General features: G+C 75.1%; 23 protein-coding genes, 1 pseudogene and 1 riboswitch. Of the genes and pseudogenes, 8 read left to right on the top strand and 16 right to left on the bottom strand.

The features are described from left to right. The coding region (locus ACSNOB_RS09090) for a cellulose binding domain-containing protein (RefSeq protein WP_436686125.1) at window positions 1-339 on the top strand (339 nt) is incomplete at its 5' end. A 104-nt stretch (window positions 340-443) separates the two neighbouring features. After that, on the top strand, window positions 444-1,082 hold the full coding sequence (locus ACSNOB_RS09085) for a maleylpyruvate isomerase N-terminal domain-containing protein (RefSeq protein WP_436686123.1): 639 nt from the start codon (window positions 444-446) through the stop codon (window positions 1,080-1,082). Window positions 1,083-1,248: 166 nt separating this feature from the next. On the opposite strand, the gene ACSNOB_RS09080 is transcribed toward ACSNOB_RS09085, so the two are convergent. Beyond that, window positions 1,249-1,656, bottom strand: a complete 408-nt coding sequence (locus tag ACSNOB_RS09080; protein ID WP_393103060.1) for a hypothetical protein — start codon at window positions 1,654-1,656, stop codon at window positions 1,249-1,251. Window positions 1,657-1,857: 201 nt separating this feature from the next. Then, window positions 1,858-1,998, bottom strand: coding sequence for a hypothetical protein (locus tag ACSNOB_RS09075; RefSeq protein ID WP_436686122.1), 141 nt, complete (start codon window positions 1,996-1,998; stop codon window positions 1,858-1,860). Between the two features lie 330 nt (window positions 1,999-2,328). Here ACSNOB_RS09075 and ACSNOB_RS09070 point away from each other — a divergent pair, with 330 nt between their 5' ends. Further along, the gene (locus ACSNOB_RS09070; RefSeq protein ID WP_393103064.1) at window positions 2,329-2,691 is read left to right on the top strand and encodes an STAS domain-containing protein; all 363 of its coding nucleotides are present in this window, start codon (window positions 2,329-2,331) and stop codon (window positions 2,689-2,691) included. A 17-nt stretch (window positions 2,692-2,708) separates the two neighbouring features. Here ACSNOB_RS09070 and surE read toward each other — a convergent pair whose 3' ends face one another. Both surE and ACSNOB_RS09060 read right to left on the bottom strand, forming a co-directional pair. Then, window positions 2,709-3,533 carry a 5'/3'-nucleotidase SurE gene (gene surE, locus ACSNOB_RS09065; protein ID WP_393103066.1) on the bottom strand — a complete coding sequence of 275 codons (825 nt, stop codon included), beginning with the start codon at window positions 3,531-3,533 and terminating at the stop codon, window positions 2,709-2,711. Beyond that, window positions 3,530-4,507, bottom strand: a complete 978-nt coding sequence (locus ACSNOB_RS09060; RefSeq protein ID WP_436686121.1) for a 1-phosphofructokinase family hexose kinase — start codon at window positions 4,505-4,507, stop codon at window positions 3,530-3,532. Before ACSNOB_RS09060 ends, surE begins: the two co-directional genes overlap by 4 nt. A gap of 170 nt (window positions 4,508-4,677) precedes the next feature. On the opposite strand from ACSNOB_RS09060, the gene ACSNOB_RS09055 reads away from it, so the two are divergent. After that, on the top strand, window positions 4,678-5,145 hold the full coding sequence (locus ACSNOB_RS09055; protein WP_436686120.1) for an SRPBCC family protein: 468 nt from the start codon (window positions 4,678-4,680) through the stop codon (window positions 5,143-5,145). Window positions 5,146-5,246: 101 nt separating this feature from the next. On the opposite strand, the gene ACSNOB_RS09050 is transcribed toward ACSNOB_RS09055, so the two are convergent. From ACSNOB_RS09050 to ACSNOB_RS09035, 4 genes are all read right to left on the bottom strand, one after another. After that, window positions 5,247-6,311, bottom strand: coding sequence for a coiled-coil domain-containing protein (locus ACSNOB_RS09050; protein ID WP_436686127.1), 1,065 nt, complete (start codon window positions 6,309-6,311; stop codon window positions 5,247-5,249). A gap of 13 nt (window positions 6,312-6,324) precedes the next feature. After that, window positions 6,325-6,456, bottom strand: a riboswitch (cyclic di-AMP (ydaO/yuaA leader). 153 nt (window positions 6,457-6,609) lie between these two features. Further along, window positions 6,610-7,527, bottom strand: coding sequence for a cation diffusion facilitator family transporter (locus tag ACSNOB_RS09045; RefSeq protein ID WP_436686119.1), 918 nt, complete (start codon window positions 7,525-7,527; stop codon window positions 6,610-6,612). An 89-nt stretch (window positions 7,528-7,616) separates the two neighbouring features. Further along, window positions 7,617-9,734, bottom strand: coding sequence for a HelD family protein (locus ACSNOB_RS09040; protein WP_436686118.1), 2,118 nt, complete (start codon window positions 9,732-9,734; stop codon window positions 7,617-7,619). A 190-nt stretch (window positions 9,735-9,924) separates the two neighbouring features. Next, entirely contained in the window at window positions 9,925-10,860 is a 936-nt protein-coding gene (locus tag ACSNOB_RS09035; RefSeq protein ID WP_436686117.1) for an alpha/beta fold hydrolase, read from the bottom strand. Window positions 10,861-11,007: 147 nt separating this feature from the next. On the opposite strand from ACSNOB_RS09035, the gene ACSNOB_RS09030 reads away from it, so the two are divergent. Then, entirely contained in the window at window positions 11,008-11,652 is a 645-nt protein-coding gene (locus ACSNOB_RS09030; RefSeq protein ID WP_436686116.1) for a carbonic anhydrase, read from the top strand. 113 nt (window positions 11,653-11,765) lie between these two features. Here ACSNOB_RS09030 and ACSNOB_RS09025 read toward each other — a convergent pair whose 3' ends face one another. Continuing rightward, on the bottom strand, window positions 11,766-12,095 hold the full coding sequence (locus ACSNOB_RS09025) for a hypothetical protein (protein ID WP_350683060.1): 330 nt from the start codon (window positions 12,093-12,095) through the stop codon (window positions 11,766-11,768). A gap of 307 nt (window positions 12,096-12,402) precedes the next feature. Here ACSNOB_RS09025 and ACSNOB_RS09020 point away from each other — a divergent pair, with 307 nt between their 5' ends. Beyond that, window positions 12,403-12,894 carry a DUF3145 domain-containing protein gene (locus ACSNOB_RS09020; RefSeq protein ID WP_091104340.1) on the top strand — a complete coding sequence of 164 codons (492 nt, stop codon included), beginning with the start codon at window positions 12,403-12,405 and terminating at the stop codon, window positions 12,892-12,894. A 65-nt stretch (window positions 12,895-12,959) separates the two neighbouring features. Then, a complete protein-coding gene (locus ACSNOB_RS09015) occupies window positions 12,960-14,696 on the top strand; it encodes a glycoside hydrolase family 3 protein (RefSeq protein ID WP_436686114.1) in 1,737 nt (578 codons plus the stop codon). A gap of 65 nt (window positions 14,697-14,761) precedes the next feature. Here the strand turns inward: ACSNOB_RS09015 and ACSNOB_RS09010 are convergent, their stop codons facing one another. Then, a complete protein-coding gene (locus ACSNOB_RS09010) occupies window positions 14,762-15,667 on the bottom strand; it encodes a MerR family transcriptional regulator (protein ID WP_436686113.1) in 906 nt (301 codons plus the stop codon). A gap of 87 nt (window positions 15,668-15,754) precedes the next feature. Between ACSNOB_RS09010 and ACSNOB_RS09005 the strand changes: the two genes are divergently transcribed. Then, entirely contained in the window at window positions 15,755-15,973 is a 219-nt protein-coding gene (locus ACSNOB_RS09005; RefSeq protein ID WP_436686111.1) for a hypothetical protein, read from the top strand. A 54-nt stretch (window positions 15,974-16,027) separates the two neighbouring features. On the opposite strand, the gene ACSNOB_RS09000 is transcribed toward ACSNOB_RS09005, so the two are convergent. The 6 genes and pseudogenes from ACSNOB_RS09000 to ACSNOB_RS08975 form a co-directional block, all read right to left on the bottom strand. Continuing rightward, a complete protein-coding gene (locus ACSNOB_RS09000; protein ID WP_436686110.1) occupies window positions 16,028-17,410 on the bottom strand; it encodes an acyl-CoA carboxylase subunit beta in 1,383 nt (460 codons plus the stop codon). Window positions 17,411-17,471: 61 nt separating this feature from the next. Next, window positions 17,472-18,698: a beta-ketoacyl-ACP synthase II gene (gene fabF / locus ACSNOB_RS08995; RefSeq protein WP_436686109.1), complete on the bottom strand. Its 1,227-nt coding sequence runs from the start codon at window positions 18,696-18,698 to the stop codon at window positions 17,472-17,474. A 2-nt stretch (window positions 18,699-18,700) separates the two neighbouring features. Next, entirely contained in the window at window positions 18,701-18,940 is a 240-nt protein-coding gene (locus ACSNOB_RS08990; RefSeq protein ID WP_007072348.1) for an acyl carrier protein, read from the bottom strand. Between the two features lie 84 nt (window positions 18,941-19,024). After that, a complete protein-coding gene (locus ACSNOB_RS08985; protein ID WP_393103090.1) occupies window positions 19,025-19,969 on the bottom strand; it encodes a beta-ketoacyl-ACP synthase III in 945 nt (314 codons plus the stop codon). Beyond that, a complete protein-coding gene (locus ACSNOB_RS08980; RefSeq protein WP_436686107.1) occupies window positions 19,966-21,135 on the bottom strand; it encodes an acyltransferase domain-containing protein in 1,170 nt (389 codons plus the stop codon). Before ACSNOB_RS08980 ends, ACSNOB_RS08985 begins: the two co-directional genes overlap by 4 nt. Window positions 21,136-21,213: 78 nt before the next feature. Beyond that, a pseudogene (locus tag ACSNOB_RS08975) lies at window positions 21,214-22,497 on the bottom strand (PucR family transcriptional regulator); the annotation flags it as partial. Window positions 22,498-22,502 lie beyond the last annotated feature (5 nt).

Below are 22,502 nucleotides of genomic sequence, written 5' to 3'. Positions count from 1 at the left end.
GGCGGCGGCAACCCGACCACCCCGCCGCCCACCGGCGGCTGTGCCGCGACCTACCGGGTGACCGGCTCCTGGCAGGGCGGCTTCCAGGGCGAACTGGTGGTGCGGAACGCCGGCAGCTCGGCGATCGCCGGCTGGACGGTGGGCTGGACCTTCCCCGACGGCCAGAAGATCACCCAGCTCTGGGGCGGCACCCACACCCAGACCGGGGCGGCCGTCTCCGTCCGCGACGCCGGCTGGAACGGCGCCCTCGGCGCCGGCGCCAGCACCACCGTCGGCTTCCTCGGGAGCTGGACCGGCACCAACGGTGCACCGGCGACGGTCACCTGCACCAGCCGCTGACCCCGGCGCGGACTCCGGTCCGCCGGGGCGGCCTGAGGGGTCCAGCGCCCCGGCGGACCGGGCCCTAGGCTCGGTGGCCTCAGCCGAGGGAAAGGGATTCGCCCGTGAGTTCGATCAGGAGGGCCTACCTGACCGCCGCGCGTTCGGCGCTCGACCTGCTCGCCGACCCGGCCGTGGCGGCCCGGTGGGACGAGCCGAGCGCGTTGCCGGAGTTCGGCGTCGGTGGCCTGGCCGGCCACCTCGCCAGCCAACTGTTCCAGGTCGCCACGGTGCTCGCCGAGCCGGTACCCGCCGGCGAGCCGGTCGGGCTGCTCGACCACTACGCGCCGGCGAGGTGGATCGGGACCAAGCCGGACGACGAGGTGAACGTCGGCATCCGCCGGGCCGGCGAGGCCGTCGCGGCGGACGGGCCGGCGGCGCTGGTCGACCGGGCCACCGCCACGCTGGGCGAACTGGCCGCGGCGCTGTCGGCGCAGCCGGCCGACCGGGTGGTGCACCTGGCCAGGGGGCCCTGGTCGCTGACCCTGGACGACTACCTCACCACCCGGCTGATGGAGATCGCGGTGCACTCCGACGACCTCGCGGTCAGCGTCGGCGTACCGACCCCGGAGCTGCCCGCGGAGGTGCTCGACCCGGTGCTCTCCCTGCTGGCCCGCCTCGCCGTACGCCGGCACGGCCAGCCGGCGGTGCTGCGCGCGCTGACCCGGGCCGAGCGGGCGCCGGCCGACGTCACCGCCTTCTGACCCCTCGACGCACGATCCGTTCGATCCGCGGCAGGCCGGGCTGCCCGTTGAACCGGGCGCCCCCGTCGGCCGCACCGAGCGCGACACCGGCTCGGCATCGGACACGGCGAGCCCCGGCCGACCGGGTGGTCGACCGGGGCCGGTGGAGTGTCCGTCCCGCGGGCGGTCAGCCGTCGAGGCCGACGGGGGAGTTGGGGCGGTCCACGTCGACGAACTCGATGTCGTCCATCGCCCGGTCGCCGCGGCTGCCGGCGGCCCGCGCGGCGGTGCCGGCGGCCCAGCCGATCGCCGCGCCGACCAGCGCGGCGCCGACCAGCAGCGTCCAGGGCAGCGCGGGCCGGCGACCGGCGAGCGCGTCGAAGGCCAGGGTGGCCCGGCGGCGGGCCTCGTCCGCCGCGGAGCCCATCAGGTCGCCGGCCTCGTCGGCGAAGCCGGAACCGCCCCGGCGGGCCGACCGGGCGGTGTCGCGGACGCTGTCGCCGGCGGAGCTGACCGCCGAGACCAGGTGCTGCCACGCCTGGTCCGCGATCCGCTCGGGCTTGCTGCGGCGGTCCAGCAGGTTGGTTCCGAACATGGTGGTTACCTCCTCGGGGTGCCGAAGCCGACGGCCACTTCGGACTTCGACGTCGCACCGGCGGTCACGGTTCGCTCGTCCCGCCTGTGCCCGGTCGGGCGGCTCCGCAAACCCCGGCGGGAACCGGCCGGCCGTGCGGCCGGGCCGGGTGCGGGAGCGCCGGTGTGGGCGTGACCACCCGGCGCCGGGCCCCGAAGGGCGTCAGTGGAGCGTGACCACCGCGGTCGCGCCGCCGGCGAAGTCGTCATCGTCGTCATCGTCGTCGCCGCCGCCGAAGCCGCAGGCCAGCACGAGGGCCAGCAGCGCGCCGACACCGGCCAGCGCGGCAAGTCTTCTGATCATCGATCTTCCTTCCGTCGAGGTCCCCGCTCTCCGAGCCGATGCTAGGCAGGGCGGGCAACCCGCGGGGCGGAAGCGGTGCAGGCCACGCCCGGGAGGTCGGGTGCCGGGCGCTGCCGGCGGGGGACCGCTACCCTGGGTCGGCGACGCGTCGGCGGCAGCTGATCGTTGGGTGAATAAGAAGTAAAAGTCCGGATAAGGGCGACTTGGTGCGCCCTCGTCCGCGAATTGCTCATCCCGAGGGGTGGCGACCGAGGCCGTTGGAGGAATACTCTCGGTCGCGGCCCGCGTACTGATGAGGCGCCCGTCGGACGGGCGAGTGGAGGTGCTCGCGTGAGCCTGTCGATCGTGAAGTCGGTTCTGCCCGGTGGTGTCATCGAGATCGCCCCCCGGGGCGAGATCGACGTCGACACCGCGTACGAGGTGCGCGAGGCGATCGCCGAGGTGCTGACCAAGGGGCGCCCCAGCCGGATCGAGCTCAACATGAGGCTTGTCACCTTCATCGACTCGGTCGGCATCAGCGCGATGGTCGCCGGCTTCCAGACCGCCGAGGTGAGCGGGGTCAAGCTCGTCGTCACCGAGCCGAGCCGGTTCGTGCACCGGCAGCTCTGGGTGACCGGCCTGCTCGGCCTCTTCGGCGCCCCCGAGCCCTACTACGCCGGCGCGCCCACCCCCGAGGTGCTCCCCGGCGCCTGACCGGCCGACCGGCGGCCTCAGTCGCCGCCGAGCCCCGACAGGTCGACGTCTGCCGCCTCCGTGACCGCGCGGATCGCCGTCACGGAGGCGTACCCGTCGGCCAGCAGGGCCAGGTCGGTGCCCGGCTGCACCGCCTGCCCGGGCTCCTCCAGGGACGTGCGCACGAAGCCGTGCCCCGACTCCGCCACCGTCATCTGCACCTGGCCGAAGCTGGCCAGCGTGCCCCGGCGCACCCCCCGCAGCCGGCCGTGCGGCAGGTCCGGCGCGTTGACGTTGAGCACGCTCTCCACCGGCCCAGCGGTGAGCCGGGGCAGGAGGTCCAGGGCGACCCGGGCGGCGGTCGACCAGTGCCGCTCGGAGTCGCGTACCCGGGCGGCGGCGGCCACCGCGGCGCCCCCGCTGGCGGCCGTCGCCTCCCCGGCCGAGAGCACGTCGAGGGAGACGGCCATCGCCCGGCAGCCGTTCGCGGCGGCGGTGAAGGCGGCGCCCACGGTGCCGGAGTGCAGCACGGCGCGGCCGGCGTTCGCGCCCCGGTTGATGCCGGAGAGCACCACGGCCGGCGGCGGCCCGAACGCGCCGTGCACCGCGATCAGCGCGATGAAGCCGGGTGAGCCGCCCACCCCGAACGCCGGCACCCCCGGCAGCTCCGGCAGCGGGTGCTCGCGGACCACCACGTGCCCGTTCTGCTCCACGGCGGTCATCGCGGCGCTGGTGCCGCTCGCCTCCTCCAGCGGGGCGGCCACGACCACGTCGAGGCCCCGGTCCGCCGCCGCCCGGGCCAGCGCCTGGATGCCCGGCGCGGCGATCCCGTCGTCGTTGGTGACCAGCACGCGCAGCGTCATCGCTCGGCCGCCCGGCCGGCCAGCTCGTCGGGGGTGGTCCGCTCCTGCGGCCGGCTGCCGGCCGGCACGAGACGCACCCGGTCGACCAGGCCGGTGATCGAGTCGAGCCGGCCGGTGCCGAGGCCGTGCCGCGTCACGTTGAGCGCCCCCGCGGCCGCCCCGGTCCGGATCGCGGTGCGTACGTCACCGCCCCGGGCGACCACGGCGGCCACCCCGGCGGTCATCGAGTCGCCCGCGCCGCGCGGGTCGGCGGCCTGCAACCGGGGCATCTCCACCTCGAACACCTCGCCGTCGACCAGGGCCAGGGCCGGCTTGTCGGCCCGGCTCACCACGACGTTCTCGGCGCCGCCGGCGTGCAGGTCGTACATCGCCCGGGTGAGCTGCTCCTCGTCCTCGCCCTCGGCCCGGCCGTCGGCGATGAGCTCCTCGTGGCTGACCTTGAGGAAGAAGACCCCGCTCTCCAGCACCGCGGTGAGGTGCTCGCCGGCCAGGTCGACCACCACCCGACTGCCGTTGGCGCCGAGGTCGGCGGCGAAGCGCCGGTAGAGGTCGGCCGGCACCAGCGCGGGCTCGTTCGGCCCGCTCAGCACGCTGACCGGGGCGCGCAGCCCCTCGCCGAGCGCCAGGTTGTAGAGCTCGTCCAGCTCGTGCCGGCTGAGCGGCTGGCCGGGCACGTCCACGATCTCCCGCCGGGACCCCTCGCGGCGGTCGTGCACGTATCCGCCGCTGCCGGAGTCCCGCAGCACCACCTTGAGGTCGACCCCCTCGCTGACCAGCAGCGGCTCCAGGACCTGGCCGATCTCGCCGCCGAGCGCGGCGCACAGCACCACGTCGACGCCGAGCGACATCACCATCCGGGCCTGCCAGACGCCCTGGCCGCCGGGGTGCAGATGCAGTTCCGGGGCGTCGCTGGGCTGGTCGACGGTCACCGTCAGCCGGGGCGTGGGCGCGAAGACCATCACGTGCCCGCTCATCCGTCGTACCCGTTCATGCTCCCGCCTCCGTCGACGCTCGGTGAACCGTCAACAGCCGACGGTAGTCGGGTCGGCGGGTGGGTGGCCGGCATCCGCGCCGGTACGGGCGCGCCGTTGCCACCGCGCCGCGCGTGCGCGACGATCGGTCGACGGCGACGTGGGGAGACAGCGTGCTCAGGCGGGATTCCTTCAGCTACACCGTCCAGGCGCGCTGCTCCCTGGCCGAGGCCGCCGGGTTGCTCGCGGACCCGGCCCGGCAGGAGGACCTGCACCCGCTGATCGTCCGGGTCCGCCGGGTGGTGCCGCCCCGGCCCGGCGCGCGGGCCAGTTACCTCATCACCGACCGGTTGGCCGCCGGGCCGCTGCGTCTGCCGATCACCTACCAGGCCGATGTCCTGGTGGCCGGACCGGAAGAGATCGTCACCGTGGCGCGGCAGCGGCCGGCCACCACCGTGCGCAACCGGACCCGGCTGCGGGCCGAGCCGGACGGCGTCGTCCGGATCGAGGTCGAGATCACCCTCGCCGCGCCCGCGCCGCTCTTCGGCTACGCCTTCCGTCAGGCGCGCGCGGCCCACCTGGGGCTGGCCGCCCGGCTGGGCGCCGTGCTGGACCGCACCTCCGGGCCGCCGGCCGGCTGAGCGCGGACGCCGACGACGCCCCGACAGGCCCGCCGGGGCCGACGGGCGTACACGTGGCACGGCCCCGGCGACCCGACGGGCGGGTCACCGGGGCCGGGGCGTCAGTAGACCGACAGGTGCACGTGGTTGGTGTGGTCGCTGGACGGATCGCCGTTGGCGCCGCTGTACGACTTCCACCCGCTGCTGGGCAGCCAGATCTGCCTGTACCAGATCACGTAGAGCACGGCCAGCCGGTCGGCGTTCCTGACGAAGTACGCCGCCAGGTTGTTGCCGTACGTCCGGTCGCCGCCGGTGGCGTCGCCGCCGAACCCGCCCTTCTGCGCCGCGAAGTCGCAGGCCCGCCCCTTCGGGTGCTCGCCGGAGCCGCCGGGGCGGTAGCAGGAGACGTAGCGGGTGAAGCCGGCCGCCTTGGCCTGGTTGAGCGCGTGCAGGGTGCGCGGGGTGATGCAGCCGTTGGCGGGGGTGGGGTCGTTGACGCTGCACGACTCGGACGGCCAGGAGCCGTCGGAGTTGCGCGGCGCCGGCTTCGCCGTCGCGGTCGAGGTGCCGCGTGGCGCGCTGCCCGCGGACTGTTGCTTCCGGTTGGCCACGGTCAGCGCCCGCTCGGCCTGCTCCTTGCGCTTGGCCATCAGCGTGACCTGCTTGCGCTGTTCCCGGATCTCGCCGTCCAGGGCGAGCTTGGTGCGGGTGGCCGCGTCGCGGGTCTCCTGAAGCTCGCGCAGGGCCCGGTCCTCGTTGGCGGCCACCGCGTCGAGGGCGGCGGCCCGGTCCATGAAGCCGTCCGGTGAGCTGCTGTTGAGCAGCGCGGACGCGACGCCGAGCCGGCCGCTGCGGTAGGCCACCCCGGCGATCTCGCCGACCTTGTCCGCCCGCTCGGCCAGCTGGGTCTCGGTCGTCTTGAGCTGCGCGGCGAGCTGCTGCTGCCGCCGGACCGACGTGTCGAGGGCCCGCTTGGCGTCGAGGTAGCCCTTGCTGGCGGCCTCCAGTTGGGCCCGCAGGGCGGGCGTGCCGCCCTCCTCGTCCTGCCCGGGCGCCGCGGCGAGCAGCCCGGCGCGGGGAGTGGCCGCCGCCGGGGCGGCGGTGACCGGCGCGACCGCGGTGCCGAGGGCGAGCGTCGCGGTGATCAGGGCCGCCATCCGGGCGGCGCGTCGTCGTACAGGTGCCATCACTGGCATACACGTGTCCTTCCGTCAGCCGCCGACCGGGTTAGCTGACGGGTTCGGGACGGAAGATCCCTACCGCTGACGCGGATGCACCCCACGAACATGGTTCCCCGGTTCGCCCCGCCGGGCGATTAGGCGGCGGCCATCGCCGGCACCGGTGGGTGCCGCCTGGCGAAGGCCGGAACCGAGCCTACCGGTGCCGGTGTGACTGGTGCAGCGGGAGTGACTGCGGGTGACTGTCCGCTTACCGTCAAATCCGACATAAGCCGACAATACTCGCCCAGATTTAAGGTTGTGCTCATTACCACTCAACCGACCCACAGGTCCCGGGGGACGCTCCGGGCTCGATCTGGAGCGTGGCGTGCTCGATCCGGAAGTCCTCGTGCAGCGCCGACCGGGCCGCGCTGAGCACCGCGCCGACCTCCGCGCCCGGTGCCATCGTCAGGTGCGCCGAGGCCACCTCCATGCCGGAGGTCAGCGTCCAGACGTGCAGGTCGTGCACCTCGGCGACGCCCGGCACGGCGGCCAGCCTGTCGTGCACCTTGGTGACCTCGAGGTGCTCCGGCGCGGCCTGCACCAGGATGCGCAGCGCGGCGCGCCCGAGCCGCCAGGTGCGGGGCAGGATGAACAGCCCGATCGCCACCGCGACCAGCGGATCGGCCCACCACCAGTCGGTGACGGCGATCAGCAGCGCCGCGCCGATCACGCCGAGTGAGCCCAGCAGGTCACCCAGCACCTCCAGGTAGGCGCCCTGCAGGTTGATGCTCTCCTTGGCCCCGGAGCGCAGCAGGGCGAAGGCGCCCACGTTGGCGAGCAGGCCGAGCAGGGCCACCACGAGCATCGGGCCGGCGAGCACCTCCGGCGGGTCGCCGAACCGGCGTACCGCCTCGACGACCACGTAGACCGCGACGCCGGAGAGCAGCACGGCGTTCGCGAGGGCGGCCAGCACCTCCAGCCGGTAGAGGCCGAAGGTGCGCTGCGGGTCCGCCCCGGCCCGCCGGGTGGCGGTGATCGCGGCGAGCGCCATGCCGATGCCGAGCACGTCGGTGAACATGTGCCCCGCGTCGCTGAGCAGGGCCAGCGAGCCGGTGCGGAAGGCGGTCACCGCCTCCACCACCATCAGGGCGCCGAGCAGCGCGAACGCGGCCCAGAGCCGGCCCCGGTGGCGGTGCGCGGCGTTCGCGACCGACCCGTGGTGGTGGTCATGACCTGCGCCCACGCGCCCACCCTCCGTCACCCGTTCGGATCCGCGTCCAAACTATGCTCACATCGCAATATATGCAAGTGGCCGCCGGGCGGGCCGGCGGCTCAGCCGACCGGGTCGACGGTGGTCAGCCGCTGGGTGGCCCGGGAGAGCGCGACGTAGAGCGTGCGTACGCCCGAGCCCGGGTCCGCCCGGATCTCGCCCGGGGCGACCAGGACCACCCCGTCGTACTCCATGCCCTTGGCCTCCAGGCTGGTCACCACCTGCAGGCGCGGCGCGGCCAGCCCGCCCAGCCACCCGGCCACCTCGTCCCGGCGGGGCACCGGGGTGATGACGCCGACGGTGCCCTCCACCTCGGCGAGCAGGGCCGTGGCCGCCTCCACCACGGCGGTCTCCAGCTCCGCCGCCGGCACCACCAGCTCGACCGGGTCGACGCCGGTGGAGCGCACCGCCGTGGGCAGCGGGAGGTCGGGGTGGAGCCGGCGGATCTCGGCCGCCGCGACCGCGAAGATCTCCGCCGAGTTGCGGTAGTTCGTGGTGAGGGTGAAGTGGTGCCGCTTGCGCCGGCCCAGCGCCTGGTCCCGGGCCCGGGACAGCTCGTCCGGGTCCCCGGTCCAGGCCGTCTGCGCCGGGTCGCCCACCACCGTCCACGAGGCCAGCCGCCCGCGCCGGCCGATCATGCGCCACTGCATCGGCGAGACGTCCTGCGACTCGTCGACCACCACGTGCGCGTACTCCCGGTAGTCCTCCGGACGCTGGCGGGCCGCCTCGCGGGCGGCGCGCTGCCGGTCGGCGAACGTGCTCAGCTCGCGCACCCCGCCGGCCAGCTGGTACGGGTCCCGCTTCGGCCGGGCCGGCTTCATCGGCTTGCCGAGCAGCGCGTCCAGCTCGTCCAGCAGCGCGATGTCGGCGATCGTCAGCCCGGCGCGGTCCAGGCTCCGGTACGCCTCCGTCAACAGCCGGATCTCGGCCCCGGAGAGGATCCCGCCGGCGTACCGGCGCAGCCGGTCGGGGCGGGCCAGCCAGCCCAACACGTGCCGCGGGTGCAGCCGCGGCCACCACGCCTTGAGGAACTCCCGGAACTCCGGCCGCTCGACGATCTCGTCCTCGAACGCGCGCTGCTCGGGCAGCCGGCCGATGCCCAGCCGGCGGGCCTGGGCCCAGAGCGCGGCGAGGACGCCGTCGAAGCCGGCGCGGCGCACCTCGTTGCGGCGGGCGCCCCGGGGCATCGCCCGGTCCCGGACGGCGTCCAGCTCGCGGCGGTCCAGCCGGAGCAGCTCGCCCCGGTAGAGCAGGCGCAGCTCGGCCGGGCCCTCCGGCACCGCGTCCCGGGCGGCCCGCTCCAGCACCCGGCGCATCCGCAGCGAGCCCTTGACGGCCGCCACGGCCGGCGGGTCGGTGCGGGTGGCGCTCATGCCCGGGAAGAGGGTGCCCAGCGAGTGCAGCGTGGCGGTGTCCTCACCGAGCGAGGGCAGCACCGAGGCGATGTACTCGACGAAGACCGAGGACGGGCCGACCACCAGGATGCCGCCGCCGGCGTACCGGCTGCGGTCCGAGTAGAGCAGGTACGCCGCCCGGTGCAGGGCGACCGCCGTCTTGCCGGTGCCCGGGCCGCCGGACACGATCGTCACGCCCGACCCGGGGGAGCGGATCGCCTCGTCCTGCTCCCGCTGGATGGTGGCGACGATGTCCCGCATGCCCCGGCCGGTGGCCTTCGAGAGCGTGGCGAGCAGCGCGCCGTCGCCGACCACGGCCATGTCGGCGGGCGCGGCGGCCGGATCGAGCAGGTCGTCCTCGATCCGGGTGACCCGCTCGCCGGATGACTGGATCATGCGCCGCCGCACCACGCCCAGCGGCTGCGCCGGGGTGGCCTGGTAGAAGGCGGCGGCGGCCGGGGCCCGCCAGTCGACCACCAGTGTCGTCGCGTCCTCGTCCCGGATGCCGAGCCGCCCGACGTGCAGCACCTGCCGGTCGCGCAGGTCCAGCCGGCCGAAGACCAGCCCCTCGTGCTCGGCGTCCAGCACGTGCCGTCGCTGCGCGGCGTGGAACACCATCGCGTCCCGTTCGACCAGGGCTCCGAAGTTGCCCACCCGCGCGAGCCGGTAGCCCTCCTTCTCGGCGCGGACCGCCGCCCGGCGAAGCTCGGCCAGCCGGGCGTACACCCGGTCGAGGTGCCGCTGCTCGACGGCGGTCTCCTGCGCCAGGGTGGTCTGGTCGGTCAACGGTCGCTCCTCCTGACGTCGGCGGCGAGCGGCGCGAACCGCACGAACCGCGCCAGGCCAACCGCAAGAGGGTACGGCCCGCGCGCAACCAGCCGCGCCTGAGGTGCGGTAAAGGATCCCGCGTCACGTTGCCGGCCGCGCCGCGCCGGCCTCCCCGGCCACCCGCGCCGGCGCTGCGGGCCGCGCCGCCTCAGCCCTCCCGGGCGGTGGCGGGCGCGCCGGCCCCGGCGTCGGCGAGCACCTGGCGGAGCACCCCGCCAAGCGCCGCGTTGACCTCGGTGGGGCGTTCCATCATGAGCATGTGCCCGGCGCCCGGACAGACGGTCAGCTCGGTCGCCGGGAGCGCGGCGGCGATCGACTCGGCGCACGGCGGCGGGGTGAGCCGGTCCCGGTCGCCGACCAGCGCGGCCGCCGGCAGGTGGGCGAGCCTGGCGAGGGTGTCCAGCCGGTGCTGCGCCCCGATGGAGGCGCGGAACCCGCCGATCGAGCGGAGCGAGGCGCGCGCCACCGCCGAGGTCACCAGTCGGATGTCGGGCGGGTCGCAGCGGTCGCCGAAGAGCATCCAGCGGATGCTGGGGCGAAGGGCGCGCAGCAGCGCCCGGGGTGGCCGCCAGGACCCGCACCGGGCCAGTACGCCGGCCCCGGTGGTCTCGGCAAGCCGGATCAACCGGGCGATCCGGGGCGAGAGGCCGTAGGCGGTGTGCGTGTGCCCCTCGGCCGTCGTCGAGACGAAGACCAGGCCCGCGGCCCGGGCGGCGAAGTGCTCGGGGTGCCGGTGCGCGTACTCCATGATCGTCATGCCGCCCATCGAGTGGCCGACGAGCACCACCCGGCCGGTCGGGGCCACCCGGTCGAGTACCGCCGCGAGGTCGTCGCCGAGCTGGGCGAGGGTGGCGGTGGGCAGCGCCATGCAGCTCGACCTGCCGTGTCCGCGGGCGTCGTAGGCCACCACCCGCACCGCGCCGTCGAAGCGTTCCCGCAGGTCGGAGAGCTGCTTGTGCCAGGCTCGCCCGTCCAGCGTCCAGCCGTGCAGCAGCACCACGGTGACCTCGGCGTCCGCCGGCCCGGTCGCCTCGACGTGCAGGCGTACGTCGTCAGGAAGACGTACCTCGACGTGCTCCGGCATCGCCACCTCCCCGGGCCGCGCTGGTCCGCAACACCGGGGATACCCGGTGGTAACACCGGCTACCCCCCATGACACCACGCCAACCGTGCCGGTGAGAAGATTCGCAACCGGCGTCCGGGCGCGGCCCGGGCCCGCCAAGCTGGAGGCATGGGGTCGCCGCAGGCACCGCCGCCCGGACCCGCGCCGGCCGGGCGCGCGCCCGGCGGCACGCCGCGGGCCGCGCTGGCGGAGCTGCTCGCCGGCAACCGCCGGTTCGTCAGCGGCCAGCCGATCCATGGCCACGACGTCACCGCCGCCGCGGCGGCAGCCTCCGGCGACCAGCAGCCGTACGCGGTGCTGCTGGGCTGCATCGACTCGCGGGTGCCCCTGGAGGCGATCTTCGACCAGACGTTCGGCTCGATCTGCGTGATCCGCACCGGCGGGCACGTGCTCGACCGGGCGGTGCTCGGCAGCATCGAGTACGTGGTCGGCGAGTTGGGCGTACCGCTGGTGATGGTGCTGGGGCACGAGCGGTGCGGCGCGGTCGCCTCGGCGGTGGACGCGCTGCGCCGCGGGCGGCCACCGGGTGGCGCGCTGGCGCACCTGGTCGGGCAGATCGCCCCGGCGGTGGTCGAGGTGGGCGTCGACGACCCCCGGGCGCACCCGATGGCGATCCGGCGGCACGTGTCGCGGACGGTGGCCGTGCTGCGCGCCGACGACCTGCTCGCCGGCCCGGTCGCCGCCGGCCGGCTGGCCGTGGTCGGCGCCCTCTACGACCTGGCCACCGGTGAGGTCACGCTCCTGCGGGAGTGAGTCCGCCGGCGGCGCCGACGGGTCGCACCGGGCAGGCGCCGGTCGGGTGCGGACGCGGAACCGCCCGCCGGGGTGATCCCCGACGGGCGGTCCAGGTGTCGCGTGGGAAGGGCTCAGCCCTCGAAGACGCCGGCCTCGACGAGGCGCTTCTCGGTGGCGTCCCAGCCGTCGCCCGGGTGGGCGGCGTTCAGGGTGTTGATCTCGGCCCGGATCTTGGCGGCGTGGCCCGCGGCGGCCAGCGCCCGGATCTCCTCGACGAACGCCTCGGAGTCGGTGCGCAGGTGCGCGGTCTTGCCGTTGGTCAGGTTCCGCACGTAGGCGTGCTTGCCGCCGTTGAGCGGGATGAGGTACTTGAACTCGCCCAGCACGCTGAGGGCGCCACCCTGGCCAGCCTGGCCGGCCCGGACTGACGCGCGCGCGGTCTTAGAGGTGTTGCTCGCCACGGAGGTACTCCTTGCAAGACGTACGGGAGGACGGAACGTCCGGGGGCTGTGCGGACGGCACCTGGTGGAGTGGGTCCGCGGAAGATGTGCGCGGCACAGGCCGCCGATGGAACTGTACACGACCGCGATCCCTGGCTGGTCATCGCGTCTGGAGGGGTCAACCGCGGTCACCCGTCCGACTATTCCGCCGGCCAATTTTCCGATTCCCTGGCGCACCATCCGTCACACCAGTCATCATGTGTTCCAGAAGCCACTCGGGCGATCGAGGTCGTAGGGGAAGACGCACCTCGCTCTCCGGGAGGTCACCGTGCCAACGCGTGGCGTCGTATACGTCCACTCGACCCCGCTCGCCGTGTGCTCACACGTCGAGTGGGCGATCGCGCGCGTCCTCGCCGCGCCGGTCAACCTGCAGTGGACGGCTCAGCCCGTCGACCCCGGCGCCCGCCGGGCCGAGTGCGGGTGGACCGGTCGTCCGGGGACGGGCGCCGAGCTGGCTGCTGCCCTCCGGCAGTGGCCCATGATCCGTTTCGAGGTCACCGAGGAGCCGAGCCCGGGCGCCGACGGCGAGCGCTTCATGTACGTCCCCGGTCGCGGCCTGTTCCGGGCGACCGTGGGCGCGGCCGGCGACATCCAGCTCGGCGAGGACCGGCTGCGCAGCCTGATGGCGGGCGCGCGGGCGCCGGAGGCCCTCGCGCACGCCCTCGACAAGGCGCTGGGCACCGCCTGGGACGCCGAGCTGGAGCCCTACCGCTACGCCGGTGACGGCGCGCCGGTGACACTGCTCACCCGCGTCGGCTGACGCCCCACGTCCGGCCGTGCCCGGCGCGAAGGTCAAGTTGCCCCGATAAGGGGTGAACTGGTGGGATGGGCCGCGTGTCGACTACCCCGCGACGTGCCGGCGTCGCGCTCGCCGCCCTGACCGCGCTGCTCGTCTCCGGGTGCTCCGGGGCGGCGGAGCGCCGCCCCGACCCGGCGCCGACGAGCGCCACCGCACCGGCCAGTCCGACGCCCGGCGCGAGCGCGTCCGCCGCCGACCCGGCGGCCCGCGCCGCCGCCCTGGTCGCCACCCTCGCCGACGAGGACCTCGTCGGCCAGGTGCTGATGCCCTACGCCTACGGCGACGCGGCCACCCGGGTCTCGCCCGGCTCCAAGGCCGGCAACCAGGCGCTGGGCGGGGTGGACACCCCCGCCGAGATGATCGCCAAGTACCGGCTCGGCGGGTTGATCCTGGTCGGCTTCAGCGCCGACGACCCCACGAAGGGCAACCAGGAGACCACCAACGTCGACAACCCGAAGCAGGTCCGCGAACTCACCACCGGCCTGCGCGAGGCCGCCGGCCGGCTCCCCGCCGGCCAGGCGCCCTTCCTGATCGGCACCGACCAGGAGTACGGCGTGGTCACCCGGATCACCGACGGGGTGACCCTGCTGCCCAGCGCCCTCGCCGCCGGCGCGGCCGGGAAGCCGGAGCTGACCGAGGCCGCCTGGCGGGCGGCCGGCGACGAACTGGCCGCGATGGGGATCAACCTCGACTTCGCCCCGGTCGCCGACGTGCTCGCCACCCGCAGCACCGTGATCGGCTCCCGGTCGTACGGCGCGGACCCGAAGGCGACGGCGGCGCAGGTCGCCGGGGCGGTCCGGGGCTTGCAGGCCGCGGGCGTCGCGGCCACCGTCAAGCACTTCCCCGGCCACGGCCACAGCGCCGCCGACTCGCACGAGGGCCTGCCGGTGCTCGACCAGTCCCGCAAGGCGCTGGAGGCCGGGGCGTGGCCGCCCTTCTCCGCCGGCATCGACGCCGGCGCGATGGCCGTCATGTCCGCACACCTCGACACCCGGTCGGTCGACCCGGGCACCGCGGCGACCTTCTCGCACAAGCTGCTCACCGACGTGCTCCGCGGCCAACTCGGCTTCCAGGGCGTGGTGATCACCGACGGGATGAACATGCCGCCGGCGAAGCGCTGGTCGCCGGGGGAGGCGGCGGTACGCGCGCTGAAGGCCGGCAACGACCTGGTCCTGATGCCGCCGCACGTCGGCCAGGCGTACGACGGGCTGCTCGCCGCGCTCCGCGACGGGTCGCTGCCCCGGCCGCGACTCGTCGAGGCGGCGACCCGGGTGCTGACGATGAAGTTCAAGCTCGCCGACCGGCCCGCGCCCGAGCTGTCCACGCTGGGCGGCCCGGCGCACCGCAAGGCCGCGGAGGACCTGGCGGCGGCGGCCGTGACCGTGCTGCGGGGCGCCTGCGGCGGCGGGGTCCGGGGCCCGGTGACCGTCACCTCCTCCGGCGGGCGGGACCACACCCGCGCGGCGCTGACCGAGGCGCTCACCGCGGCCGGGGTGAAGGTGGTGGCCGGCGGCGGTACGGTGGTGCACCTGGTCGGGTACGGCGACGGCGCCGGCGACCTGCGTGCCGACGCCGCCGTCACGGTCGCCATGGACACCCCGTACGTGCTGGCGAAGGCGAAGTCGCCCACCCTGCTGGCGACGTACTCGTCGAGCCGGGCGTCGATGACCGCCCTCGCCGGGGTGCTGGCCGGCAAGACCCACCCGGGCGGCCGGTCCCCGGTGCCGGTGACCGGCCTGCCCGCCACGACCTGCGACAGCTGACCGGGTCAGTCGCGGTTGATCCGCCCATCGAAGCGGGGCGGACAGCCCGCGTCGACCCGGTTCACCTAGGGGGCCGCGCGCAGGGCGGCGATCAGCCACTCCGCGGCGGGCACCGCGGGCGGGAAGGGCGGCCGCCGGTTGAGCACCCCGATCAGCTGCCAGTACCGCTCCACCCGCCGGTCGGTGAACGCCTCGATGTCGTCCGCGAGCGCCAGCCGCTCGTTCCGGGACAGCCCGGGATCGACCATCTCGTCGAGCACCGCCCGCGCCTCTGCCGAGTCCGGTGCGATGCCGGCCGCGAGCGCGGCGCGCGCCGACTCGATCGAGGACATCGGCTGCGGGGGCGGCGTCGCGGTGCCCCCGGCCCCGGCCACCGCCATCGCGCGGACCCGCTGGCGGAAGTCCGGGTCGGCGACCAGCTCGGCCAGCTCGACCCAGGCGTCCACCTCCTCGTCGGTGGGCTCGTCGGGCAGGTCGGCGGGGAGCGCCCGCATCGCCCGGGCCAGCCCGTCGCCGCCGGGGCCGGGCTCCACGCCGGCGAACACCTCGGCGACGAAGTCGTCGATGATCTGCTGCCGCTCCCGGGCGGAGAGGCGGGCCAGGTCGTTCATCAGTCTCAACTCCTCGGTCGTGCTGCCACGTCGGGCGACCGACCGCAGCACCGCCCGGCGCAGCCGCAGCGCCCGGATCTCCGCGTCCAGGGCGCGGGCGTGCGCCTGCGCCACCTCCCGGACGCTGGTCCGCCGCTGCAGGATCCGGCGGACGTCGTCCAGGCCGATCCCCAGCTCCCGCAGGCTGCGGACGAGGTCCAGCCGGGCCACGGCCGCCGCGTCGTAGAGCCGGTACCCGCCGGCCGACCGGGCGGTTGGCGGCAGCAGGTCGAGGTCGGACCAGAAGCGGATGGTCCGGACCGACAGGGCGGTCCGGCGGGCGAGCTGCCCGATGGTGAACAGGTCGGTGCGGTCGTCCACGTCGAAGAGCCTCCTGTCTCCAGCCGCTGGAGAGTCAACCCGGATACGGGCTCGCGGTCGCCCGCCGCGCCTGGCATCCTCTGCGCCATGGGAACGGCACAGGGATTCGCGTACGCCGAGCGGCCGGACGGCACGGTGGTGATCACCCATCACGGGCGGGCGGCGGGCACGCTGCGCGGCGGTCGGGCGGCGGAGTTCCTCGCCGAGGTCGGCGACGACCCGCAGCTCGTGATGGCCCGGTGGACCGGCAACTACCGCCGGGGCAACGAGCGGACCGCCCGGCAGCACCCCCGCAACCGTGGCTGAGTGACGCGAGGGGCCCGCGCTCGGTGAGCGCGGGCCCCTCGACGGTAGGTGCGACTACAGCGGGATGTTGCCGTGCGCGCCCCGGGCCGCCGGGGCGGCGGCGAGCGCCTCGGCGATCCGTCGGCGGGTCTCGGCGGGCGTGATGACGTCGTCGACCACGCCGATCTCGAGGGCACGGTTGACGCCGCCGGCGACGCGGGTCTGTTCCTCGATCAGCTGGGCGCGCAGCGCCTCCCGCTCCTCGGCCGGGACGGCGGCCAGCTTCTTGCGGTGCAGGATGTTCACCGCCGCGCTGGCGCCCATCACCGCGACCTCCGCGTTCGGCCAGGCGAACACGGCGGTCGCGCCGAGGGAGCGGGAGTTCATCGCGATGTACGCCCCGCCGTACGCCTTGCGGGTCACCAGGGTCACCCGCGGCACCACTGCCTCGGCGAAGGCGTGCAGCAGCTTCGCGCCGCGGCGCACCACGCCGTCCCACTCCTGGCCCAGGCCGGGCAGGTAGCCGGGCACGTCGACCAGCACGATCAGCGGCACGCCGAGCGAGTCGCACATCCGCACGAACCGGGCCGCCTTCTCGGCGCTGGAGGCGTCCAGGCAGCCACCCAGGCGCAGCGGGTTGTTCGCGATCACCCCGACCGTGCGGCCGGCGAAGCGGCCCAGGGTGGTCACCACGTTCGGGGCCCACTTGGCGTGCAACTCCACCCCGGGGGCGTCCAGCAGCGCCTTGACCACCGGCTTGACGTCGTAGGCGCGGTTGGTCTCGGCGGGCATCTTCGCGGCCAGGTCGTGCCCGTCGTCGTCGGTCACGTCGTCCGGCGACAGGCGGCCCTGCCGGCCCAGCAGCGCGGCGAGCTTACGCGCCTCGCCCAGGGCCGACTCGTCGTCCTTGCAGGTCACGTGGACGACGCCGGAACGGCGGCCGTGCGGCTCCGGCCCGCCCAGGCGTTCCATGTCGACCTGCTCGCCGGTGACGCTGCGCACCACCTCGGGGCCGGTGACGAAGATCCGCCCCGCGCCGCTCATCACCACGATGTCGGTCAGCGCCGGCCCGTACGCGGCGCCGCCGGCCGCCGGGCCGAGCACCACCGAAATCTGCGGCACCCGCCCCGAGGCGCGCACCATCGCGGCGAACACCTGGCCGACGGCGTCGAGCGCGACCACGCCCTCGGCCAGCCGCGCCCCACCGGAGTGCCACAGGCCGAGCACCGGCACCCGCTCCCGCACGGCGGCGTCGATCGCGTCGACGACGTGCCGGCACCCCTCGGTGCCCATCGCGCCGCCCATCTTCGTGGCGTCGGTGGCGTACGCGATCACCGGGGTGCCCTCGATCTCGCCCCGCGCCCAGAGCACGCCGGACGTGTCCCGCGGCGACGACAGCCGCAGCGAACCGGCGTCGAACAGGGCCCGCAGCCGCAACTCCGGATCCCGATGGTCCACGACGGATGATGTGTCCGCGCCAACGGCGGTGGTCGTCACGTGCGCCTCCAAGGCTGTGGTCTCAGGCCCGCGTGAAGACGAGAGCCACATTGTGGCCGCCGAAGCCGAACGAGTTGTTCAGCGCGGCGGGGATGTCCATGTGGCGCGCCTTGTGGGCGGCCACGTCCAGGGTGAGGCCGTCGTCCGGGTCGTCGAGGTTGATCGTCGGGGGTACGACACCGTCGCGGATCGCCAGGACGGTGGCGATCGACTCCAGTGCCCCCGCCGCGCCCAGCAGGTGCCCGGTCATCGACTTCGTCGCGCTCAGCACCGGGTGGTCGCCCAGCGCGGCCCGCAGCGCGGTGATCTCGGCGATGTCGCCGACCGGGGTCGACGTGGCGTGCGCGTTGACGTGCACGATGTCCTGCTTCGCCACGCCCGCGTCCGCGATCGCCTTCGCGATCGCCCGGATCGCGCCCTCCCCCTCCGGGTGCGGCTGGACGATGTCGTAGCCGTCGGAGGTGATCCCGGCGCCGGCCAGCCGGGCGTAGACCCGGGCGCCCCGGGCGGCGGCGTGCTCCGCGCGCTCCAGCACCACGATGCCGGCGCCCTCGCCGAGCACGAAACCGTCGCGGCCCTTGTCCCACGGCCGGGAGGCCCGCTCCGGCTCGTCGTTGCGGGTCGACATCGCCCGCATCGAGCTGAAGCCGGCGATCGGCAGCTGGTGGATGACCGCCTCGGTGCCGCCGGCCACCACCACGTCGGCGCGGCCGGCGCGGATCATGTCCAGGCCGAGCGCGATCGCCTCCGCGCCGGTCGCGCAGGCGCTGGCCACGGAGTGCACCCCCGCCCTCGCGCCGAGCTCCAGCCCCACCCAGGCGGCGGGGCCGTTCGGCATCAGCATCGGGATGGTGTGCGGGGAGACCCGCCGCGGCCCGGACGCCTCCAGGATGTCGTCCTGGGCGAGCAGCGTCAGCGCGCCGCCGATGCCCGATCCGACGCTGACGCCCAGCCGGTCCGGGTCCAGCCCGGAGTCGGCCAGGCCGGCGTCGGCCCAGGCCTGCTGCGCCGCGATGATCGCGATCGCCTCGGAACGGTCCAGCCGGCGCAGCTTGACCCGGTCGAGCAGACCGGTGGGCTCCACCGCGAGCTGGGCGGCGATCCGGACCGGCAGTTGCTCGGCCCACTCCGAGGTGAGCGCACTCACCCCGGAGCGGCCGGCGAGCATGGCGTCCCAGGTCGACGCGACGTCCCCGCCCAGCGGGGTGGTCGCGCCGAGCCCGGTGACGACGACGTCGGTGTGCGCCATGATCAGGACTGCGCCTCGATGTAGCTGACGGCGTCCCCGACGGTCTTCAGGTTCTGCACCTCGTTGTCCGGGATCTTGACGCCGAACTTCTCCTCGGCCGCCACCACGACCTCCACCATGGAGAGCGAGTCGACGTCCAGGTCGTCGGTGAAGGACTTCCCCTCGGCCACGTCGTCCGGGTTCACCCCGGCAACCTCTTCGAGGATCTCGGCGAGGCCGGCGGTGATCTCGTCACGGGTCATTTGCGGTTGGTTCCTCTCATCGGTTTCACTCGACGGCCGACGACGCCGGCCGTCACTCCCCGGCGCTGGCGCGCCGGAGGGGCTTCAGGGGCAGCGGACGACCTGACCGGCGTAGGTCAGGCCACCGCCGAAGCCGAAGAGCAGCACCGGGGCGCCCGAGGGCACCTCCCGCCGCTCGACCAGCTTGGACAGGGCCAGCGGCACGCTCGCCGCCGAGGTGTTGCCGGACTCGACGATGTCCTTGGCGATGATCGCGTCCGGGATGCCGAGCCGCTTGACGATGCCGTCGATGATCCGGGCGTTGGCCTGGTGCGGCACGAAGGCGGCCAGCTCGGACGGGTCCACCCCGGCGCGCTCGCACGCCTGCCGGGCCAGCGGCGCCAGCTCGGTGGTGGCCCAGCGGAAGACCGACTGCCCCTCCTGCTGGATGTAGGGCCGCCAGCCCTCGATGCGTACCGCGTCGCTCTTCTCCGGGGCCGAGCCCCAGACCACCGGGCCGATGCCGGCGGGCTCGTCCTCGGCGGTGGCCGTCACCACGGCGGCGCCGGCGCCGTCGGCGAAGATGATGCAGGTCGAGCGGTCCGTCCAGTCGGTGATGTCGGAGAGCTTCTCCGCGCCGATGACGAGCGCGTTGCGCGAGGCGCCGGCCCGGATGGCGTGGTCCACCGTGCCGAGCGCGTAGGCGAAGCCGGAGCAGGCGGTGTTGATGTCGTACGCCCCGGGCGCGGTGATGCCGAGCCGGGCGGCGACCCGGCAGGCCACGTTCGGGCTGCGGTCGACGGCGCTGCAGGTGGCCACCACGACCAGGTCGATGTCGGCGGCGGTGAGGCCGGCGTTGGCCAGCGCCTTGCCGGCCGCGGCGGCGGCCATGTCGGTGACCGACTCACCGTCGGCGATCCGCCGGGTGACGATGCCGACCCGGTCGCGGATCCACTCGTCGCTGGTCTCCACCAGCTGCGCGATCTCGTCGTTGGTGACCACCCGGGAGGGCTGGTAGTGCCCCATGGCGAGGATCCGACTGCCGGTCATGCGTGACCTCCGATGCGAACGAGCGGCTGGCCCGGCGCGACCGGGTCGTCGTGGTGGGCGAGCCACTCCGTGAGCACCCCGCTGGCGTGCGCGGTCACCTCGACCGGGCCCTGCCGGGTGACGATGTGACCGACGACCTGCCCCGCGTCGAGCGTCTCGCCCTCGGCGAGGCCCTCCGCCGGCTCGAAGGTGCCGGCCGACGGGGCCACCACCACGCGGAACTGCATGGTCGGCTCGTGGCTCGGCGCCATGCCGTGCCGGGCGATCAGGTCCCGCGCGGCGGGCAGGTCGTCCGGGGTGTTCAGGGTGACGATCTCCGGCAGGCCGGCGTCCTTGAGCTCCCGCTTGACCAGGCCCGCGAGGGTGCCGGCCGGGGGCAGCTCGATCACGCCGGTCACCCCGAGATCGGCCAGCGTGCGCATGCAGAGGTCCCAGCGCACCGGCGCGGTGACCTGCCGGACCAGGCGCTGCACCATCTCGCGCCCGTGGTCGACCGCGGCGCCGTCGATGTTGGACAGCAGGATCCGGGCCGGGTCGGCGGGGGTGATCCCCGCCGCGACGGCGGCGAGCGCGGCCTCGGCGGGGGCCATGTACGGGGTGTGGAAGGCGCCGGCCACCTTGAGGCGGATCACCCGGGCCCTGGCCGGCGGCTCGGCGGCGAGCTTCTCCAGCCCCGCGACCGCGCCGGCGGCGACGAACTGGCCGGCGCCGTTGCGGTTGGCCGGGTGCAGCCCGTGCGCGGAGATCGTGGCGAGCACCTCGTCCGGGTCCCCGCCCAGCACGGCGGCCATCCCGGTCGGCTCCAGCGCGCAGGCGGCGGCCATCTCGCGGCCGCGTACGCCGGCGAGGGTGATCGCGGCCTCGGCCGGGAGCACCCCGGCGAGCGCCGCCGCGCCCAGCTCGCCGACGCTGTGGCCGGCCGTGAGCGTGACGTCGTGCATCGGCAGGTGCTCGGCGGCGAGCAGCGCCGCCGCGACCAGCAGCGGCTGGGTGCGGGCGGTGTCCCGGATCTCGTCGGCGTCGGCCGCGGTGCCGAGGTGCACCAGGTCGACCCCGGCCAGCGCCGACCACCAGCGCAGCCGCGCCTCGGCGCCGGTCAGGTCGAGCCAGGGAGTCAGGAAGCCGGGTTTCTGGGAACCCTGGCCGGGAGAGAGTACGGCGAGCACGTCTATGACTCTCCCGGATACGCGTGGGTAGCGCTGTGCCGCGCTCAACCAAACCGCACTAGAACCTTTGGAGGGATCCTACAAAAATCGGCGGTGATCGTCACCTGACTGTGATGTTTTCCGGACTGCTGGGGCCAATGTCTGGGTTGGGACCACCGGGACCACCGGGTCGAGCCGGCCGACGGTGAGCGCCACCTGGAGCGCGAACGCGTCGCGCGCGGCGAGCGGCGAGAAGCCGGTCACGTCCGCGACCCGCCGCAGCCGGTAGCGCACCGTGTTCGGGTGCACGAAGAGGGAGCGCGCGGCGCTCTCCAGCGTGCCGCCGGCCGCGAAGAACGCGTCCAGGGTCTCCAGCAGCTCCCCGCCGGCCCGCACGAGCGCCGCGTAGACGTCGTGCCGCAGCCGCCGGCGCGCCTCCGCGTCACCGGCCAGGGCCCGCTCCGGCAGCAGCTCGCCCGCCGGCACCGGCCGGGGCGCGGTCGGCCAGGCGGGCGCGGCCCGGAAACCGGCCAGCGCGGCCCGCGCCGACTCGGTCGCCTCGTCCAGGCTCGGCACGGCCGGGCCGACCACCACCGGCCCGTCCCCGAACGCGCCCAGCAGCTTGCCGGTGGCCGCGACGGGATCGGCCGCGCCCCCGAGCACGATGACCAGCCGGTCGCCGTGCACCCCGCCGATCACCTCCGTGCCGATGCGCCGGGCCTGCCGGTGCACGGTGTGCAGCACGGCGGATACCTCGCCGCCGGGGGAGCGGCCCACCGCCACCGCCACCGGCGGGGCGTCCGCCCAGCCGAGCGCCGCCGCCCGGCTGGCCAGCACGTCCGGTGAGTCGCCCCGCAGCAGCGCGTCCACCAGCAACGCCTGCAACCGGGCGTCCCACGAGCCGCGGGACTCGGCGGCCCGCGCGTACACCCGCGCGGCGGCGAAGGCGATCTCCCGGGAGAACCGCAGCACCGCCTCGCGCAACTGCTGCTCCTCGCCCGGCGCGGCCAGGTGGGCGACCTGCTCCTCGACGACGTCGATCATCACCTTGATCAGCGCCACCGTCTGCTGGAGGCTGATCGAGCGGGCCAGCGCCTGCGGCGCGGTGGCGAAGACCTCGTCGGAGACCTCCTGGGTGCTGTCCGCCGTGCCGCCGCCGTCGCGCAGCCACTGCACCAGCGACCGGGCGCCGGCCTGGGCCACCAGCATCACCCAGGAGCGGTGGTCGGCCGGCAGGTCGCGGAACCAGGGCAGGGTCTCGTCCATCCGGGCCACGCTGGCGGTGGCCAGCGCCCCCGCCGCCCGCTCGATCCGGCGCAGCGTGGCCGACAGCTCCGTACCGCCCGGCTCGCTCACCGCTCCAGCCTGACACGCCGCGACCTGGACCT

Origin of the sequence: Micromonospora sp. URMC 106, assembly GCF_051386395.1 — a bacterium.
Lineage (GTDB): Bacteria > Actinomycetota > Actinomycetes > Mycobacteriales > Micromonosporaceae > Micromonospora.
Note: the sequence above shows the minus strand (reverse complement) of the source record. Positions and strands in the feature narration are given on the sequence as shown.

Coding starts and splice junctions, on each gene's coding strand:
- ACSNOB_RS09080 (WP_393103060.1), bottom strand. CDS start 1,656: ATGTTCGGAACCAACCTGCTGGACCGCCGCAGCAAGCCCGAGCGGATC.
- ACSNOB_RS09075 (WP_436686122.1), bottom strand. CDS start 1,998: ATGATCAGAAGACTTGCCGCGCTGGCCGGTGTCGGCGCGCTGCTGGCC.
- surE (WP_393103066.1), bottom strand. CDS start 3,533: ATGACGCTGCGCGTGCTGGTCACCAACGACGACGGGATCGCCGCGCCG.
- ACSNOB_RS09060 (WP_436686121.1), bottom strand. CDS start 4,507: ATGAGCGGGCACGTGATGGTCTTCGCGCCCACGCCCCGGCTGACGGTG.
- ACSNOB_RS09050 (WP_436686127.1), bottom strand. CDS start 6,311: ATGGCACCTGTACGACGACGCGCCGCCCGGATGGCGGCCCTGATCACC.
- ACSNOB_RS09035 (WP_436686117.1), bottom strand. CDS start 10,860: ATGCCGGAGCACGTCGAGGTACGTCTTCCTGACGACGTACGCCTGCAC.
- ACSNOB_RS09030 (WP_436686116.1), top strand. CDS start 11,008: ATGGGGTCGCCGCAGGCACCGCCGCCCGGACCCGCGCCGGCCGGGCGC.
- ACSNOB_RS09015 (WP_436686114.1), top strand. CDS start 12,960: ATGGGCCGCGTGTCGACTACCCCGCGACGTGCCGGCGTCGCGCTCGCC.
- ACSNOB_RS09005 (WP_436686111.1), top strand. CDS start 15,755: ATGGGAACGGCACAGGGATTCGCGTACGCCGAGCGGCCGGACGGCACG.
- fabF (WP_436686109.1), bottom strand. CDS start 18,698: ATGGCGCACACCGACGTCGTCGTCACCGGGCTCGGCGCGACCACCCCG.
- ACSNOB_RS08990 (WP_007072348.1), bottom strand. CDS start 18,940: ATGACCCGTGACGAGATCACCGCCGGCCTCGCCGAGATCCTCGAAGAG.
- ACSNOB_RS08985 (WP_393103090.1), bottom strand. CDS start 19,969: ATGACCGGCAGTCGGATCCTCGCCATGGGGCACTACCAGCCCTCCCGG.